At 63.8% G+C, this 17660-nt stretch carries 14 protein-coding genes and 2 pseudogenes; 5 read left to right on the forward strand and 11 right to left on the reverse strand.

Going from position 1 to position 17660, the window contains the following annotated elements:
- Nucleotides 1-21: 21 nt before the first annotated feature.
- Entirely contained in the window at nucleotides 22-1674 is a 1653-nt protein-coding gene (locus ROJ8625_RS18485; RefSeq protein ID WP_085793414.1) for a hypothetical protein, read from the reverse strand.
- Here ROJ8625_RS18485 and ROJ8625_RS18490 point away from each other — a divergent pair.
- Nucleotides 1649-2698, forward strand: a complete 1050-nt coding sequence (locus ROJ8625_RS18490; RefSeq protein WP_085793415.1) for a LysR family transcriptional regulator — start codon at nucleotides 1649-1651, stop codon at nucleotides 2696-2698. The two genes, ROJ8625_RS18485 and ROJ8625_RS18490, sit on opposite strands and share 26 nt — an antisense overlap.
- A gap of 131 nt (nucleotides 2699-2829) precedes the next feature.
- Here the strand turns inward: ROJ8625_RS18490 and ROJ8625_RS18495 are convergent, their stop codons facing one another.
- The 4 genes and pseudogenes from ROJ8625_RS18495 to ROJ8625_RS18510 all read right to left on the reverse strand — a co-directional run bounded on the left by ROJ8625_RS18495 (nucleotide 2830) and on the right by ROJ8625_RS18510 (nucleotide 9356).
- Nucleotides 2830-3069 carry a hypothetical protein gene (locus ROJ8625_RS18495; protein WP_085793416.1) on the reverse strand — a complete coding sequence of 80 codons (240 nt, stop codon included), beginning with the start codon at nucleotides 3067-3069 and terminating at the stop codon, nucleotides 2830-2832.
- Nucleotides 3070-3464: 395 nt separating this feature from the next.
- A pseudogene (locus tag ROJ8625_RS18500) lies at nucleotides 3465-5020 on the reverse strand (ISL3 family transposase).
- Between the two features lie 89 nt (nucleotides 5021-5109).
- Nucleotides 5110-8232, reverse strand: a complete 3123-nt coding sequence (locus ROJ8625_RS18505; RefSeq protein ID WP_085793417.1) for an efflux RND transporter permease subunit — start codon at nucleotides 8230-8232, stop codon at nucleotides 5110-5112.
- A complete protein-coding gene (locus ROJ8625_RS18510) occupies nucleotides 8232-9356 on the reverse strand; it encodes an efflux RND transporter periplasmic adaptor subunit (protein ID WP_159456815.1) in 1125 nt (374 codons plus the stop codon). Before ROJ8625_RS18510 ends, ROJ8625_RS18505 begins: the two co-directional genes overlap by 1 nt.
- A gap of 138 nt (nucleotides 9357-9494) precedes the next feature.
- On the opposite strand from ROJ8625_RS18510, the gene ROJ8625_RS18515 reads away from it, so the two are divergent.
- Nucleotides 9495-10127 (forward strand): TetR/AcrR family transcriptional regulator, encoded by a 633-nt coding sequence (locus ROJ8625_RS18515; protein WP_085793540.1) that lies wholly within the window; start codon nucleotides 9495-9497, stop codon nucleotides 10125-10127.
- Nucleotides 10128-10172: 45 nt separating this feature from the next.
- Nucleotides 10173-10694 (forward strand): PaaI family thioesterase, encoded by a 522-nt coding sequence (locus ROJ8625_RS18520; protein ID WP_234984316.1) that lies wholly within the window; start codon nucleotides 10173-10175, stop codon nucleotides 10692-10694.
- Between the two features lie 155 nt (nucleotides 10695-10849).
- On the opposite strand, the pseudogene ROJ8625_RS21595 reads toward ROJ8625_RS18520, so the two are convergent.
- The 5 genes and pseudogenes from ROJ8625_RS21595 to ROJ8625_RS18535 form a co-directional block, all read right to left on the reverse strand.
- A pseudogene (locus ROJ8625_RS21595) lies at nucleotides 10850-11347 on the reverse strand (DDE-type integrase/transposase/recombinase); the annotation flags it as partial.
- A gap of 12 nt (nucleotides 11348-11359) precedes the next feature.
- Complete coding sequence (locus tag ROJ8625_RS21600; protein WP_503128380.1) at nucleotides 11360-11500, reverse strand: IS3 family transposase; 141 nt, start codon at nucleotides 11498-11500, stop codon at nucleotides 11360-11362.
- Between the two features lie 116 nt (nucleotides 11501-11616).
- The gene (locus tag ROJ8625_RS21605) at nucleotides 11617-11895 is read right to left on the reverse strand and encodes a transposase (RefSeq protein WP_503128381.1); all 279 of its coding nucleotides are present in this window, start codon (nucleotides 11893-11895) and stop codon (nucleotides 11617-11619) included.
- Nucleotides 11896-12408: 513 nt separating this feature from the next.
- A complete protein-coding gene (locus ROJ8625_RS18530; protein WP_085793419.1) occupies nucleotides 12409-12957 on the reverse strand; it encodes a GNAT family N-acetyltransferase in 549 nt (182 codons plus the stop codon).
- A gap of 226 nt (nucleotides 12958-13183) precedes the next feature.
- Nucleotides 13184-14179: a GNAT family N-acetyltransferase gene (locus tag ROJ8625_RS18535; RefSeq protein ID WP_085793420.1), complete on the reverse strand. Its 996-nt coding sequence runs from the start codon at nucleotides 14177-14179 to the stop codon at nucleotides 13184-13186.
- Between the two features lie 30 nt (nucleotides 14180-14209).
- Here ROJ8625_RS18535 and ROJ8625_RS18540 point away from each other — a divergent pair, with 30 nt between their 5' ends.
- Nucleotides 14210-15175, forward strand: coding sequence for a LysR family transcriptional regulator (locus ROJ8625_RS18540; protein WP_143535186.1), 966 nt, complete (start codon nucleotides 14210-14212; stop codon nucleotides 15173-15175).
- An 86-nt stretch (nucleotides 15176-15261) separates the two neighbouring features.
- Here ROJ8625_RS18540 and ROJ8625_RS18545 read toward each other — a convergent pair whose 3' ends face one another.
- Complete coding sequence (locus tag ROJ8625_RS18545) at nucleotides 15262-16842, reverse strand: hypothetical protein (protein WP_159456816.1); 1581 nt, start codon at nucleotides 16840-16842, stop codon at nucleotides 15262-15264.
- Nucleotides 16843-16848: 6 nt separating this feature from the next.
- On the opposite strand from ROJ8625_RS18545, the gene ROJ8625_RS20740 reads away from it, so the two are divergent.
- On the forward strand, nucleotides 16849-17436 hold the full coding sequence (locus tag ROJ8625_RS20740) for a helix-turn-helix domain-containing protein (protein WP_143535187.1): 588 nt from the start codon (nucleotides 16849-16851) through the stop codon (nucleotides 17434-17436).
- Nucleotides 17437-17660: the final 224 nt, after the last annotated feature.

The raw sequence follows: 17660 nt of genomic DNA on the forward strand, positions 1-17660 counted from the left end.
TCCTTGGATTTGTCGTGGACGCTAAAGGGTCGAGGTGCCCATGACGCCGTCCAGCGGGTAGCGCATCGACAGCGCATCGGAAGGAAGGCCGTGCTCTTTGAAGAAGCTACGGATCATGCCTTCAGTGGACGGCCGAGCAATTGCGCAGAACCGTTGCGTGAGGCCGGCGACGGCACTTGTCGTCAACAATTGGACCAGTTCTTCAGGATCGAAATGCTCAGCCGCATCCTGAATCCAGCGCCGCGGTGCCCGCGCAGGTATTTGCGCGGAGACCCACGCCAGTTTGAGCGCGGCACGCTCACGGGCGTTGTAGAGTCCACTTGGAACGAACCGCATCCGGGAGGCGTCGTAAGCGTGGCGTAAGCGATCGAGGCTCCACGTATCGGCGCCACCTGTGCGCCAGGCTTGCCAGCCTTCGAATGAAGCCAAGTAGGAATGATCCCGAGCCGCCGCGGACACATGCGCCATAAGATGCCGCAACTCGGACGGGATACGTTCGTGCGTACGCGTCTGCATCATTTCGGTGTAAAAATACGCGTGAAGTGCTCGGCCACCCTCGGGCCAGAGACCAATCCATCTCGGCATGATGCCGAGTTCGCGACGGCAATAGGCCTCCACTCCGCCGGCATCCTCGACGTTGGCGCGATATGTGTCGAGCATCCCGTCGAGCGTGGGTGTCCGGCCCTTGGGTGGGGCATAATCCGGCAAGGGAAAGACCGGACCTTCACGTGCAGCCGCCCCGACATCGAAACCGGCGTGTTTGTTGGCCTGACAGGTCCAATGTCCTTCCGGCTCGACTCCGGATAAGGAACAAAAGACGTTGAGAAACCCGAAGGAGGCCGCTATCGCGGCAACCGCCGAGACGCGACGGTTGGCCTCCGAGGCGTCCGAGGAGACGCTCGCCATTGCGGCGAGGTGTTCGTCCGCCACGCTATTGGTGACCGAGCGGGCCGCAAGGTCGATGCATGATTTGCGCAAGTCTGGTGGTCCGCCAGTTCCATTCGCACCTTCCCGAAGTGACTGCGAGAATTCTCGGGCAGTTTCGAGGCTTCGCTCACCACCGGCAACGGCGGCGTGGATCAGGCTGTATCGACAGCCGTATCTGTGAGACGCAGACAGCGCGACGCTCGTAGTCGTGCGGTGTCCGAGAAGCTCCAGCGCTTCGGCCATGGCAGGCATGTGCTGACAATAGAACGAAAGCTTGTAGGCTTGCGGCCATCTGTAGAGCGGGCTGCACATGTTCGGCCAAAACCCGAACAAGCGACTGAAGAACTGCAGCATCGGCCACGTCTCAGGCTCGCGATCGTCACGACCATCTTTGACGGGAATGAGGTCGCTCAAGTTGATGGGCTCGACTGCGGTCTCCAGACCCTCGCTGGATAGGGCCGCGAGGTCGATCCTGTCCGTCTTGTGACCCGACAGGGCCGCCAGTGACCCATCTTGAGCAAGTGGTTCGATATCACAGCGTTCGATGTTCAGATCGCCGACGAACAATTGAGGAAATGTTGACGAGCCCGACAGATACGTCGCAGCGCGCGCCATCAGCTTGTTTGTCGAGATATCAATTCGGCGGAACGCGAGATCCGCTTCGCGCATTGCCCGCTCAACCCGACCGGTTTCGGCGTCTGCGGGATCGAAGAACAACGTCATGCTCGAGGCGTTTTCGGCGGCCATCTTGCGGCTCCAGAGTTTGCTGGGTCAAAAATACTTGCAACGGCGCGTTGAAAAACGACCGACAACGGAACATCTCATTCCAAATTCGGAACAGTTGGCGTGCGGCGAAGTGGCAGATGAACCCAAGTTGAGCTTAGAGGACTTGCGCCTTTTTGCACTGATGTCTGAAGCGGGCGGCATTAGTGCCGCCGAGCGCCAGTATGGCCTTTCGAAGGCTCGCCTGTCGCGGGCGCTATCGAGGCTCGAAGGTCTGGCGGAAGGTCCACTCTTCGACCGAGTCGGTCGAGGCTTAGCACTGACCCAGGCGGGCCACGTTCTTCTGCCGATCGCCCAGGACAGTCTGAGAGCCGCTAGGGAGGCGGAAACGGCTTTGAATGCTGCACATGGCGTGCCTCGCGGCCCGTTGCGGATTGCGGCCAGTGCCCTGTCGGCGCAGCAATTGCTTGCACCGGTTATTGCCGAGTTCGGTCACCGCTACCCGGCTGTGGAAACCTCGATCGTGGTGACAGGTCACGGTCCGGACCCGCTTGCAGAGAATCTCGACGTCGTTCTGCGTCTCGGGAGACCCGAAGAGGCGCATCTCGTGGCCAGGCGTGTTCTGACATCGCCGCTCAAGCTCTACGTATCTGCTCTGCGTGAAAAAGATGTCGATTTGCACGATCCGGAAGCCGTCGCCGGCCTCGGGCGTATCTTGATCGACGTACCCGGAAGCCCAAGGGACTGGACGTTGCGCAACGCGTCAGGACAGGTTTTGAAGTTCCAGCAGCCACCTCTCGTGCAAGTGGGAGACCCGACCGTAGCGTTGGGAATTCTTCGTGCAGGAACCGGGGTGGTGTTTCTTCCGGAACTCTACGGACGCGCGCGGATCGGCTCCAACGATTTCGTCGAAGCTTTGCCGGGATATCGCGGACCCGACGTCGAGATCTACGCCGCGTTTCCTCCAAGACGAGCGAGCGTACCAGCCGTCAGGGAATTCATGAACACGCTTGGAGAGTACGTTCTGCGGGTCGGGCGTGGATTCTGAACCTCAAACTGTCGATGCTGGTATTTTCTCATTGGAGAAGATTTCGTTTTTCGAAAGAGGGTCGAAGGCAATGGAAATATGCGAAGCGGTTGGTACCGCTCCGCACTTAGCGTTCACCAGGCGAGCTTGGATCAGCGATACTGGCGGATGAGTGACTCGAGAACAGACTCCGTGTCGCCGAAGCTGTCACCCGAGTTGAGGACGTTCATCAGCGACGCGATTTCGGTTTGGTTGAAATCGGAAAGATCAACGTCACCCACATAGGGACGAAGTTGTATTTCCGCGGACTCATACGGCGTCGCGGTTGCGGCCGATGCGCCGAATACGAGAGCGGTTGCGGCGACAAGTGACGCGAGTTTGTAGCGTGTCATGTTTGATCCTTTCAGAACACTTTATATCATGGCCGACCTGGGAAGGCGCCGACCTCGTTGTTCTAAAATGCTCACGCGATCCTTGTGTTGAAGTTAGTGTAGTGGAATTGGCTGTTTCGAATTCGGAACGGATTCATCAGGTCGAGAAATTTCTAACTTGCTCAACCGGCGCGGCGCTTCCGACGCCAAATCTAGCGCATGCTAAGAGGCGCTGCTTCAACCGACCCTGATCCTACGATACCTCGCCGCCAACCGTGGCTCGAACTAAGGTCTTGAATGCCAGTTCGCCTCTGCAGCAAAGGCCTGGAAAAATCATGATTTTTCGCTGAAGAGAGCCATCCATGTCAATCGGCAGCCAATAGAGGCTCTGAATCAAATTTGGTGCTTCTCCAGCGTCATGATGCAGCGACCAGACGCGCTTTCAGAAGCTCGATGTTGCACCTGCCATACATCTGTCGTTTGAGGGTCTTGAGGCGGTTGATCTGCCCCTCCGTTTGACCGTTGGACCAGGGCTCCGTCAGGGCTGCGACCACGGCAGCTCGACCAGAAGCGAGGCCACGGGTGATTGAGGCGATCTCGCTGGTCGCTGCTTCAACGAGCCACCCCGCCAGGTCGTCCGATGTGCCGTTGCGCACCATTGCGACGAACCGGTCGACGAGGAGACGGGTGGCCGCCAAAGCTGGCAGCGCGGCTTCGACTTGTGCAACGAGCACGGCGTCCGCCCTGGAAAGGTGATTGCGTGCCGAGGTCATGAGTTGCGCGATCCTGCGCTCGGATGGGCACCTCCCGGACCCCGACAGCACCACACTTTCAGCGCGCCGCTGTCGCGTGGCCCATTCACTTACCACCCGGAGGCTACCGCCGAAGCCCGAGGTGCGAAGCCGGCGCCAAATCTCCGTGGCATTGCGACATCCGCCTGCCCAATCTTCCTCCAGCCGAGGCAGCCAGGGGGTCAGGCTATTCTGGCGCACCCGGAAGACATCGTCGAGCTCGTCACGCACGATCCGGCGGACGAGAACGCGGCTCAGCCCTGTCGCTCGCACGATACGTTTGATCGGAACACCTTCACTGGCCATGCGCCGCACGGTCTCGTTCGTCTGCTCTCGGCGCTGGAAGCCGTCGTATTGCAGGCGCTCGGCCGCAGTGAGCAGGGCGGGATCGAGCTCCGTCGCACCAACCGCGCGGCGAATTATTGGCATCTGCCGTCGCACTGCCGCCAGTGACGCCGCGCTGACGTTCTCGAGGAGATGCCAGCGATCCGCGACCTGGACCGCTCGGTTCAAGGCCCGCGTGACCGCACTGCCATAGCCACCATTCCGATCACGGGCGACCACCTCGATCTGCGGCTGCGCCCTCAGCCATGCCTCCACGGTCGCCGGCTCCCTGTCCGGCAGCAGGTCGATGACCTGACGTCGCTCGAGATCGCAGATCAAAGTGCCGTAGCGCTGGCCGCGCCGCCAGGCCCAGTCGTCGATACCGATCACCCGCGGCGCGCTGGACGGCGGTCTCACCGCGGTGCGGACGCTGCGCAGGAAGGTTCCTTGCTGACCGGCAGTAGCAGTCGTGCGACTAGGGCCTGAGCGGGACGCCCTCCCAAGGCAAGACCGAGATGACGGACCAGGTCTTGCACGCGCCCTGTCCGCCGCGCGTATGGCTGAGCAATTGCCGGCGAGAACCGCTCCGCGAAGATCCGTGTCCGGCACAGAGGGGACCAGCACCTAAAGCGCCGAGCAGACAGAACGAGCCTGACTTGTCGGCCATGCGCCGACAGATCCGCACGACGACGCTGGTAGTGACTATGAACGCGCCGGGAAATCTCGCCGCATCTTGGGCAGGCGGCAACTCCCCCGACCGGACGCGCATGGATCAACACACTGTCGTCCACCACCTCGACACGTTCCGCCTTCAACCCTCCGGGCAGGAACGCCCGTCGATCCATTCCAGATGCCATGGGCAACCTCCCGCGAAGATTGCCAAAATGTAGCGCTCAAAAGCATCATCTGCCCCAAATATGCGTCAGACCCACTTTTCCACGCCGGGTCACACGCCAAGTCGACCCGAGAGTTCGGAAGAAAGGGCTGTAGGCTCCGAATCCACGTTGTGTGCATCAGTCCGAGGGCGCACCAGCACGAACATCGGCGGCACGAAGTAAAAACTGACGACGGTCGACAGAAGGACGCCGCCTGCCACCGCCATGGCAAAGGGTGGCCAGAAGCCGCCGCCCTCCACGATCAGCGGCAGGAAGCCACCGAACGTTGTGATCGTCGTGGAGACGATATGCCGGCTCGACCGCATCACCACCTCGACCATCGCATCGCGAGCGCCCGCGTTCGCGGCGCGGTCGGCTTGCAGACCCGTCTGGATGATGATCGCCGCGTTGATCGAGACGCCGATGGAGCCCACGAGACCGATGATCGCCTGCAAACCGAACGGATACTGGAACATGGCGAGCGCCAGCAGGCTCAAACCGGCCGACAGGCCGCTCACCACCAGCGTCACGGCGGCAAGACGGAACGAGCCGAAGGTCAGCACGATCGCCGCGATCGAGGCCAAGACGATAACCGGCAGGGCCGCGATCAGGTTGCCGAGCGTGTCGGCACGCGCATCGCTGTCGCCGCCGAGCTCGAGCCGGACACCGTCCGGCAGCGCGAAATCCTCGGCCTCGAGCGCGGCCTGAACCCGGGTCAGTGCCTCGTCGGGCAGAACGCTGCGAAGGATGAAGCCCTGCACGGTGTTCACGCGTTCGCCGTTGCGCCGTGTGATCGCGCCTTCGGCCGGGGTCACGTCGACTGTCGCGATGGCCGACAGCGGGACTGCCGGCCAGCCCCCCTCGGCCGCGATGGCGCGCGCGTCCGCGCGCAGGATCGGAAGGTCGCGCACCGCATCGAGATCGCCGCGCGTCGCATCGCCGAGCCGCACCCGGATCGGCAGTTGTTCCGTGCCCTCGACCATCGACCCGCCCGTCACCCCGTCGAGCGCCGCCCGGATCTGGCCTGAGATCACCGATAGGTCCAGCCCGAGCGTGCGCGCCAGCGGTTCGTCCACCGCGACGGTCGCCTCGGGCGCGGCCTGGCCCAGCGTCGACCGGGCAAGCGTGATCACATCGACTCCGTCCATGATTCGGCGCAGGGCGTCACCGGTCTCGCGCAAGACGGCGAGATCGTCGCCCACAAGCCGCATTTCCACCGGCGCGGGCACGGGCGGGCCCTGGACAAGGCCCTGCACGCGTACCTGCGCGCCGGGGGCGAGGTCGGGCAGGTCACGCTCGAGAACCGGCAACAGCGCCTCCGTCGCCTCGGGCGAGGCGGAGCGGATCAGCGCCTGCGCGTAGCCCGCGTCGCCGTCGCGGTCGCCCACGATGTTGTAGTAGAAGCCCGGCGCGGACCGGCCGAGGACCCATGTCACGCTTTCGATGTCGTCTTCGACCCTCAGACGCGCGTCGAGCGCACCGACCGCTACGCGCGTGACCGCGATGGACGCGCCGGGGGCCATGTCGAGGTCGACGGTGAACTGGTCGCGATCGACGCCGGGAAAGAATTGCGCCGTGAGGCCGGGCAGGCTCAGGAAGCCAACGATGGGCAGGACGAGCGCAAGCGCGATCGAGCGCACGGGGTTGGCCACCGAGGCCGCAACCGACGCGCGGAACACCCGCGCGACGGCGCCGCCCGGGATGCCGCCGCCCGTCCCTTTGCGCAGCGCCCAGCCGGCGATCGCTGGTGTGATCGTCGTCGCGACCACGAAGGACCAGATCAGCATCACGACGACCGCGATCGCGATGGACCCCACGAAATCGCCCGCGCCGCCCGGCAACAGGATCAGCGGCGTGAAGCTGAGCGCCGTCGTGACCGTCGAGGCCAGAAGCGGCGCGGCAAGGCGGCGGACAGCCCCGCCAACGGCATCGACCCGGGCGTCGCCGCGGCGCAATCGCTGCCCGATCTCGTCGGTCATGACGATTCCCGCATCGACAAGCAGGCCAAGCGCGACGATCAGCCCGGTCACGGACATCTGCTGGATCGGCAAGCCTATGACGTTCATCGTGGCGAGCGTCAGCAAGGTTACGACCGGCAAGACGACGGCGACGACGAGCGCCGCGCGCAAACCCAGCGTCAAAAGCAGGACAGCCACGACCAGCGACACGCCGATGGCCATGTTGATGCCGACCTCGGTCAGCCGGTCGGCGGTATAGACGCTCTGGTCGAAGACAAGGTCGAGCGCGAGCCCGTCCGGGACCCTTGACTGGTACGCAGCCAGATCGTCGCGCACGAAGCCCGCCCAGATGTCGATCTGGACTCCGTCCACCGGCCGCGCGGCGACAAGGATGGCATCGCGTCCGTCCTGAAGGGCCGCTTCCGCCACCGGCAGGCGCGGACCCCGCGTGACCTCCGCGATCTGGCCCAGACGTGTCACCTGTCCGTCCGCACCGTCGCGCAGAACGACGTCGCGCAGCCGGTCGAGCGCGCGCACCTCGCCCTCTAGCGCGACGCTCAGCTCCGTGCCGGACCCGCGCACCCGCCCCGCCTGGCCCTTCGCGTCGGCCGCGGCGACGGCGCGAGAGACGTCGGCGGCCGTCAATCCCAGTTGGGCCGCGGCGACGGGATCGAGCGTCACGAGCACGTCTTCGTCCGGCGCGCCGAACACCTCGACCAGTTCGGTGCCGGGAACGTTGCGCAGCCGCTTGGCCAGATCCTCGGCGTAGCGCGCGGGGATCGTCGCCGGAATGTCCGGCATCTGCGACGATATGGCGACGATCGCTGCAAAGTCGGAGCCGTCGGTCGACAGATCGGGCTCGGACGCGCCCTCGGGCAATGTGGGCGCGAGATCGGCCAGATCGTCGCGCATCTCCGTCCAGATGCGGCCCAGCTCGTCCGCGAGCGTCGCGGCGCCAAGCTCGACCGAGACGATGGAGATCCCCGTGTCGGAGGTCGACGCAATCACGTCGACCTCGGGCGTCTCGCGAACTGCATCTTCAATCTCGGCGGTGACCAGCGTCTCGATCCGTTCGGGATCGGCACCGGGCAGGGTGGTCGTGATCGTCCCGAACAGGTTGGTGATGGTCGGATCCTCTTGCCGACCGATGGCGGTCAGGGCGGATATACCCGCCGCGAGGATCACCAGCAGCACCAGCGCAACGACACGCGGCTTGCGGAAGGTCAGCGTCTCCATCACTCGCGTCCGATGTCGGCGGAGGCGAGGCCGGGCTCATCGGCCGCGAGACGGATGCGCTGGCGTGGCACCAGGCGGTGGGTGCCGTCGACGACCACGCGGGCCCCGGTCCGGATCGTGCCGCGCACGTAAGCGATGCGGTCGTCTGCGTGGATCATCTCGACCGCGGCCATCGCGGCGACATGCCCGCCCGATCCGTCGGGTTGCGCGACCGTCACCGTCCAGGCGCCGCGCACCCCTTCGCGCAGCGCCGTCAGCGGCACGGCGAAACCCGGCGTCTCGATTCTTTCGTCAAGGCGGAGCGTGCCGCTTTGTCGGAAGGGCGGCGCGCCATCCATGAGCCGCAGGATCACCGTGCGCGTTCCGGTCGCGGGATCGAGGTCCGGTCGAACCGCGGTCACGGTCGCGGGGTAGGCCTGGCCATCCACGATCACGTCGTGCGCGTCGCCGGGCGAAAGCGTGTGCGCCAGGCGGGGCGCGAGGCCCACGCGAAACGTCGGCCGACTGTCTTCGAGAAGCGTCAGCACGGGCACCCCTGCGCCGACCGCCATGCCGTCGTCGACGGCCCGGGTGCCCACGCGGGCCGCGAACGGCGCGCGCAATTCGGCCTTTTCGATGCGCAGAGTGATGTCTGCAAGCGCGGCGTCGGTCTGCGCGATCGCGGCTTCGAGCTCGGCCAGCGTCAGGCGCACCTCGTCGAGGCGCTGATCGGAGGCGAAGCCCGATTGGGCAAGGTCCTCTTGCCTCGCCGACGTGCGGCGCGCCAGTTCCGCGCGGGCGACGTCGGCTTTGCGCAAGGCGCGCAGGCGCGCGCGTTCCGCCTCCAGCCGCCGCGTGTCCAGTCGCGCGACAAGCTCGCCCTCGGATACGACGTCGCCCTCGTCCACCAGCACCCGCGACAGCGTCCCGCCCGCCTCGAAGGCAAGCGCGGCGGTGCGCATCGGCTCGATCTGACCGGCGAAACGCCGCGAGACCGTGAACCCGCGCTGTTCCTCGGCGAAAGCCGTCGCGACGAGCGCGGCGGGCACGGGGTCAGGCCCATCGGTGGCTTGCGTCCGCGCCGCGATGGCGCTCGACAGGCCGGTCGCGACCGCCCCGGCGCCCAATACGACCACGAGTGTCACGATGAACGTTCCGGCGTGTCGAAACGCATTGTTCCAGCGCCTTTGCGGATTTGCATCTTCCATCGTCGCGCGCCCTCGCCTACAAAGTGAGTGTCGCTTACATATGTAATCGATACTTACTTTGGCAAGGGACGTCGAATGATCTTGCGCGCGGGAAACGGGTCCGAGATAGCAGCGGCCATGTCGAACCGCCGGCCATACCATCACGGCGACCTGCGCGCGCAGCTCCTCGAGACCGTGCGCGCGCTGATCGAGGAAAAGGGTCCCGACGGCTTCTCGATCAGCGAGGCAAGTCGCCGCGCGGGCGTGAGTTCCGCGGCCCCCTACAAACATTTCCGCGACAAGCCCGAGATCATGAAGGCGGTCGCTATCGCGGGAATGGAACGGCTTGCCGACAGGATGGAGGCCGCCGCACAGGCAAAGCCGGAGGCGAGCCTCGAACGCCTGAGCGCCATCGGAAAGGCCTACATCGATTTCGCGCGCGCAGAGCCCGGAATCTTTCGTGTGATGTTCGGCGCGACCATCCACGATGAGGACCCGGACGTGCAGCGTGCCGGACGGCGAAGCTACGGGATCCTGCTCGATGCCGTCGGGGCCCGCCTCGGACGCGAACCGACCGACCCGGACGTGCTGATGCGCGCGTACTCACTGTGGACGCTGGTCCACGGGCATTCGTTTCTGGTGATCGACGACAACATGCCATCGGAAGGCGCGCGGCCGGACGAGGATGCCTTTCTCGACCAGGTCGGACGTCAGGTGATGGACGGATAGGGGCGGCGTCGCGCGCGCCCAAATGCAATGCAAAGGAGCAGAACCTTGACCGATGACGCCACGGCGCGCCCCAAGACGGGTCTCGTCGATCCTGAAACGGCCCTGTCGATGACGGGACTGGACTTCGTTGCCGGCATGGGGGAGGGCACGTTGCCCATGCCGCCCATATTCGACGTCATGCCGGTTCGGGCGCATCACTGGGACCACGGATCGGTCGAGTTCCGAAGCCGCACGGAACCGCGCTTTGCCAATCCCATGGGCACGACGCATGGCGGCTGGATCATGACGATGCTCGATACCGCGATGGCGGTCGCGGCGCACACGACCCTTGCAAAGGGCGAGACCTATACCTCGATCGACACCAGCGTGCGCTTTGTCCGCCCGATCCCGACCGAAGGTGAGGACCTGCGCATCGTCTGGCGCGTCCTGTCCCGCGGTCGCAAGGTCATCACGGTCGAAGGCCGGTTGGAAGCGATCGGGAAGGACGACGCGTCCGGCAAGCTTTGCGCGACGGGCACATCGTCCTGCATGGTGATCGACAACGGTAGGAGCAAGATCCCGTCGTGATTGGCGTGCCCCCATCGGGTGGTCCGTTTTCAGTCTTAGTGCATGATAGGTCGTGGTGCCAAGGCTGGGGCCGAGGGGGGCAGAGATACGTCTCGCTTTGACGGCCAGTGGATGGCTTCCGGCGCCGAGGGTCGATAGCCCAGCGATAAGTGAGGCCGCACGGCGTTGTAGTGGACACGCCATGCTCCGATCACGACGCGCCTCTGCGAGCGAGTAGAAGATCTCGCCGTTGAGCAGCTCGTCGCGGAGCTTCGAGTTGAAGCTCTCGCAGTAACCGTTCTCCCAAGGGTGCCGGGTTCAATGAATGCCGTCATTGCTCCCACGGCATCAATCCAGCCCCGAACAGCTATGGCAATGAACTCCGGTCCGTAATCCGAGCGAACATGTCCGGGCACACCTCGCAAGATGAACAGGTCGGTCAGGACGTCGATCACCGCAGTCGAGTTCAGTTTCCGGTCGATGCTGATCGCCAGGCATTCCCGGGTGAACTCGTCGATCACGTTGAGCCTGCGGAACTTCTTCCCGTCATGGGTCCGGCTCTCGACGAAGTCGTAGGACCAGACATGGTTCGGCCGTTCCGGCCTTAGACGGATGCATGACCCGTCACCCAGCCGGAGCCGGCTCTTATTTGGCTGCTTTTGTGGAACTTTCAGCCCCTCCCATCGCTACATCCGCTCAACGCGCTTGGTGTTCACGATCCAGCCGACATCCCGCGGCATCGCTGCAATCCGACGATAGCCGTAGCGGCCGTACTGGGCGGCGAGCGCGATGACGTCCGCGGTCAGCGCGTTCTCGTCAGCTCGCACTCGCGGCACCTTGCGCTGCGTCGAGCGATGCTGGCCGAGCACAAGGCAGGCTAAGCGTTCCGAGACGCCGAACTTCTGCCTGATGTGGTCGATGCACCGACGGCGGCGGGCGGGGCTTAGAAGTTTCCCGAGGCGGCCTCTCGCAGGATCAGCTTCTCGAGCGTCAGGTCGGAGACCGCCTTTCGCAAACGCTCATTCTCCTTCTCGAGCTCTTTCAGCCGCTTCACCTGGTCGGTCTTCAGGCCGCCGAACTCCCTGCGCCGTCGATAGTAGGTGAACTGTGTCACGCCGATCGACCGCACAGCCTGGGCCACCGACTGGCCTTGCGATACCAGCACGTCGACCTGCCGAAGCTTCGCGAGGATCTCTTCCGGCTTGTGTCTCTTCTGGGGCATCTTTGCATCTTCCAAATGGCTCGTAAGCCATACTTCAGGGAGGATCAATTTTCAGGCGGCAGGCCACGAGCGGCCGAAGGAGATCTAGGTCGAGCATGCCTAACACCAGTGACGGCGACCGCGGAGAAGTGAGACATGTCCGCGATGAAGGAGCGGCAGCCATAACACTGGTGGACCCATGGCGGAGCGCCGAGCCATTGGCTTTATTGTGGCGGAACTCTGCATGACAGATCTGCGCAGTCGCCGCTTCAAGGACCAGGCGCGTCCCAAAAAGTGTCGCTAGAGTTGTCCGGTCCCGAAGTAGGACGAGGCGGTCGTTGAGCGCTTACAGGCGCTGTTCGAAGCGATGGCTGACAAGAAAGGACGCGCCCGGTACCCCAGCCCCTGAGGTAAATGTTGATCAATCGAGCCCGGGCACAGCAATGCGCCCGGGCTTCTGTTTGAGCTGATTTCGACTGACCAGGTCGAGCATGTCGCCTCTTCCCGGATGAGCCGAATGGCGGCGATAAGCCCTCACTTGACCTTCGCATACATCAGGCAGTCTCGGGGAACATCCGACATGTTGGGGTGTAGGAAGTACCGGCGCAGTACGCCTTCCCTGCTCATGCCCACCTTTTCCATGACCCGTGCAGAGGCCGGATTATCGACATCGCAGAACGCTTCGGCGCGAAAGATCCTCGGGTGCGCCAAGGCATGCTCGACAAGCCACGCCATGACTTCCGTGGAGCAACCAAAACCCCAAGCCCGCCGCGCCAGGACATAGCCATAGCGCACCGTGGAATTGGCTGCGCGCGGGTGAAACATCCCGATCAGATCGTCCGGGTCGGATCGCGCGAAGACAACCAGGGGAAATCCGCGCCCCGTCTCCCATTCCTGCGTGGCAGCCTTAACAAACTCCGTCGTATCGTCGATGTTCGTGTGAGGGCGCCACGCCAGGTACCGCGTCACGGCTGCGTCCGCTGCGTAGCTCTCGAAAATGGAGGAGGCATCGGCTGGAGCGATCCGTCGTAAGCTATAGCGCGCGGTCTCAAAAGAGTCGGGAACACGGTAGGCTGAGTCCATGGCGGGATGATTATCCGATCCAGCGCGATCCGCAACGATGGCTGGGGCCGCATGGCCGCCGCTCGTGGGAGTTGCGCCGAAGGTCCGCGAGCCCACTTTGCTGGATGCTGCGGAGGTCAGGAAGGTCGGCTTCTGCGGTTGGAGTGGAACTGTTCGGTCTGAACCGCATAGACTGTGGCTGTGTTGACTGTGTCGGCATTCACGGCGACGTTCCTTTCCCGGGGGGCTATCGCTTGATCGACCAGACCATCGCCGTCTCGTAGCCGGCGGCCTCCAGTAGCTCGATCTTCGAGCGCCAACCCGCCGGGCAGACGACGAAGGTCACGCCAGTGCTCCGTTCGGCAAAAGCCGCTTCGGCGGCGCGTAGGAGCGCCATGCTCCCTGCGCCTTCGTTCGCAAGCGCGTTCGGTTCGGCGAGATCGGGATGGTAGAAGTCATCGATGACGCCTGTCCCGGTGATGTCGTGGGCGGGCGGGAAGTGCAGTCGAGAGGCAGGCTGCGCGATCACGTAGCCCTCCAGTTTTTCTGCGTCGCCCATCACCAGCATGTCCCGATCAGGCAACGTCAGGCTCCGTCGCATCCAGGCATCGAAGCGAGCATCTGCCTCTGGGTGGATCGCCCAGAAGGGGTCGATGCCGAAGAGGACGGACCGGTTCTCGGCACTGCGTGCGACGATTCCGGGCACGTCCGCCTCGTTGGCCAACCGGACGTCCGACGGCCTTGCCGCATCGCCGAGATCGGAGCGCGAGTAGTAGAGAGTCAGCGGTTCATAGCCTTCGGCCTCGAACGCGGCCCGCCAATTCGGGCCGGTGACGAAGGACGACAGAAAAATCCGCGCACCGGCCTCGCGCAGAACTGCTTGCGCAGCCTCTACCAGCGCATTCACCGTGCCCTCGGGCGCGTCCGGCACGGCGAAGCTGTCGGGCAGGATCAGGCCGGGCTTTCCGTCCGCGCCGGCATAGATCGGCGGGACGGGCAGCAGCATCGAATGAACCACGCCCACGATCCGTCCACCATGCGCAGCGACCTGCCAGAACTGTCGGAAGGGTTGCGCCTCGGCGGTCAGGGCGAAAGCAACTGCCTTCTCAACGTGCGAAGCCTCATCCTCGGCCATGTCCCACAACAGCGCGTCTGCTGCATGACGCTCTCGCGCGTCGGCGAGCAATAGCTCGACCATCGCGGGAATGTCCTCGGTGATCGCGGGGCGGATTGTGGCGGGCACGGCGGTCTCCTGGTTGAGCCGGGTTCTTCCGTGAGCATCGACAGGACGGGGAGGTTTGACAAAGCAGGACTTCTGACCGAGCCATTAGAAAACCTAACGACGGGAAACCCGATGCCACCTGCGAACCTGAACGCCCTGCGTGTCTTCTCTACCGTGGCGGAGCACGGCAACATCCAGTGTGCAGCCGAGGTTCTGAACCTCTCGCGAGGAGCGGTGTCGCAGAGGATCAAACAGATCGAACTCGAGATCGGAACACCGCTCCTCGTGCGGGGCGCGCGCGGCGTATCCCTCACACCTGCCGGCAAGCGTTGCCATGCGGCGATGACCGAAGCGCTCGCCATCATCGACAGCGCGCTTTCAGACGTCGCCGGGCACGACGGCTGGATCACCCTGCATATCGGTCCGTCCTTCATGGCGAAATGGATGATGCCGCGGATGGAGCGGTTCAGGAAGGCCTTCCCATGGGTCTCGCTTGCCACGGAGATTCATAACCGGGTGATGGATCGCGGCCTAGGACGCGGCGAGATCGCCATCTGGCCTGACACCGCCCCCGATCCGAACCCCGCCCATCAGAGCCGACATCTCACAGAACTGCGCCTTGCCGCCGTGTGCAGCCCCGACTTCCTCCGCCCCGATTGGCCGATGGGGCCGGAGACGCTGTTGACCCTGCCGCTCCTTCAGGACGGGCATCGCCGTTGGGATCGGCTGGCCGAGGCCACCGGACAGCGTCCGGCGCATGCCCCTCTCAACTTCGGCCGCTCGGCGCTCGCGCTGGACGCGGCCATGAACGGGCACGGCGTGGCGATTGCGCCCCACCACATGATCGAGGCGGACCTACGCGCCAAGCGGCTCGTGGAAATCTGGTTTCCTCCGGAGCCCTCTAATGAGGGCCTGTATATGTCTTGGGCAAAGGAGCAGAATGGCGGGCGGCATCTCCGTCGCGTCGTGGACTGGTTCCTCGTGGAGTTCGGGCAAGGCCACAGACGGCAGGAATGAAGCGTTGGGACAGTTTCAGATTTATGCCCGGCTGAACGGACTTTAGAGCCTTGCGCAGCGGATGCCCGTTCCGTCCTGCCTAGCTGTCATGCGGCGAGCAGATCTCGGCGATACACCAGCCCTCTCGCCAACCCGATCTTCATGGCAGGCGTTGCGCCGCTCCGGTCCGAGGCGGGCAGCATGTAGTTGTGGTAGAAGCGCAGGATGTTCGCGACGCGCGGAAACATGGCCGGCTCGTAGATGCTGTAGGCATGCCAGATGCGGCCCGCGTTCGCGCGGGTCGGAATGCCCCGCTCGAACCCCGCAACGCGCCGCCGGGCAAAATTGAAGTAGGCATCGACAGGGTGAATCGAGGCTCGGCACAGCACGTCCGCCAGCTCCAGGAAGCCGTGCTGGCCGAGATCGGTCCTCAGCCGGATCGTCTTTTCCGGCTCCGCCTTGGTGTGGAACGGCCAGCGCAGGCCCTCACGCATCAGCAGGTCTCCTCTCGCTGCCGGGTCGAGCTCACCGAGCCGGTCTTCGAGGACGGCCGCGACGAGGGCCTGCAGCTCGGGCACATCGTGCCTCGCGACGGTGTCGGCCACGGCCGCCTGATGCTCCTCCAGCAGCTCGCGGCGAACCTTCCGGCCCCGATCAGCATATTCGTTGCGAAGATCGTTCGTCATACCCTTGGTGAAGCTCACCTCGGCGATGTCCACACGCCGCTCTGCGACTTCGGGCTGGAAGATCGCCGAGGTCGCCGCGGCCAGCCCGGCTTCGGCATCGAGACAGAAGAGCGCGCGCTCGAAATCCTGACCAAGCAGTTTTTTCACAAGCATCATGTGCGCGTGCATGAAGATGTCTGTGCGCACGCGGGATCCTGTTCCGGGCAATCTCCACTGGCCGCCAACGGCCAGGTCGTCTTCCGAAAAGATCGCGCGGTTCATTCGCAACAGGCCGGCTTCATACTCCCGCGCCGACCAGAGACGCGCCTGCCGGCGCATCGACCGCGGGAGTGCGAAGTCGCCGGACTGGATCATCTCCTCGTCCACGCGTTTGGGCGAAACGGACGGATCGTAGTCGACCGTGGCCGCCATGATGAACTGGCTGCCCTGATGCACCGTCGCCATGTGAAGCAACGGGATCGTGCCGCGGCGCCGTTTGACCGGCCAGTTCACGAGGATGACCTGCGCATCGGTGGCGAAGCAGGGGGCCGAAGCCCGGAAGCAGTCTGCAAGGCGCTCTTCGCGCCGGGCGGCAAACTTGAGGCACTGCTCCTCTAGGAATTCGATCTTGTTGTAGATATGGCCGTAAGTGACGCCCAGCGTCTCCCGGATACGACTGATCGGCACCTTGTTGACCAATGATACCAGGATGTCGCCGGTTCGATCCGTCTTCTTGTGCCGGCGCGTCGGCGAGCCCTGCGAGAAGGTCGCCCTACAGATCTTGCACTGGTGCCGCTGGTCGCCCCGGGCAGTCCGTCCCGCGCCGCGGTAGGCACTTGGAGCAAGGGCCAGCGGGAGGTCGAAGTTCGGACAGGACGCGGTCCGGCAGGACGGGAAAAACTTTTTCCTATACTGACGGGACAGCCGGGAGTATTCCTCGGCGATAGCGGTGTTCGACTTGAGGATGTTGAAGCCGTCGCATGCGGGGCACCGAAATGTTCGGTCTTCGCCGGAGCCAACCACCCGGCCGTGATCCTGGTCGCCACCGCGGCGTCCTCTGACAGAGAACGGGTGCGGAAGAAGCCCGAACCGGTCGCAATGCGGGTTGCGGCAGAAGTTGACGCTGAAGCCGCCGACCAGTCAGGGAAGGCGTATTTTCGGCGTCGAATAATTCATCGAGACGTTCTTGGCGGCACCAACTCCTCAAATGTCAGTAATTCAAAGCTCGAGAGCCGCCCACTTGGGGGCGGCTCTGCGAATTTTCAACATTTATCTGAGGGGCTGGGCCCGGTACCATCTCTTCAACCACTCGAACAGGACAAGGGGAATGCGATCATGGGTGCAATTCGAGAACGCCTCCGCAAGACGCGGCCAGACGTCGAAGAGCAGCTTCTCCTCAACAAGGACAAACGCGCTCTGGCGCGGGTGGCAAGCCGGGCCCGAAAGCAACAGGGTTTGACCATTGATGCTTTGGCCGCTGCGAGCGGGCTGTCGGATGACGAGGTCCTCGCGATCGAGGCTCCGACCGGGGAACTGCCAAGCCTCAAGAGCCTATTTGCGTATGCCGAGGCTTGTGGCTTGAGGCTCAACATCAGTTTCGTTCCGGCGACTGAGTAGTGTTCAAGGCACCTGTCGCCTGCATCTATTCATGAACAGGACGCAGAATGTTAAAGATGGTACATTGGTTTGAGTGCTGCTGCGCGCTCAAATCTTTTTCCTGGCACTTTGCGAATGACCGACGAAGAGATACTCTATCTGTTTGCTAATGTTTTGAGATCGGTGCTCGCTACGATCGGACGCAAAATCGAATTTTGATATCTGTCGAGTCTTGGTGATTTCGA

This window comes from Roseivivax jejudonensis (assembly GCF_900172265.1).
GTDB classification, from domain to species: Bacteria; Pseudomonadota; Alphaproteobacteria; order Rhodobacterales; family Rhodobacteraceae; genus Roseivivax; species Roseivivax jejudonensis.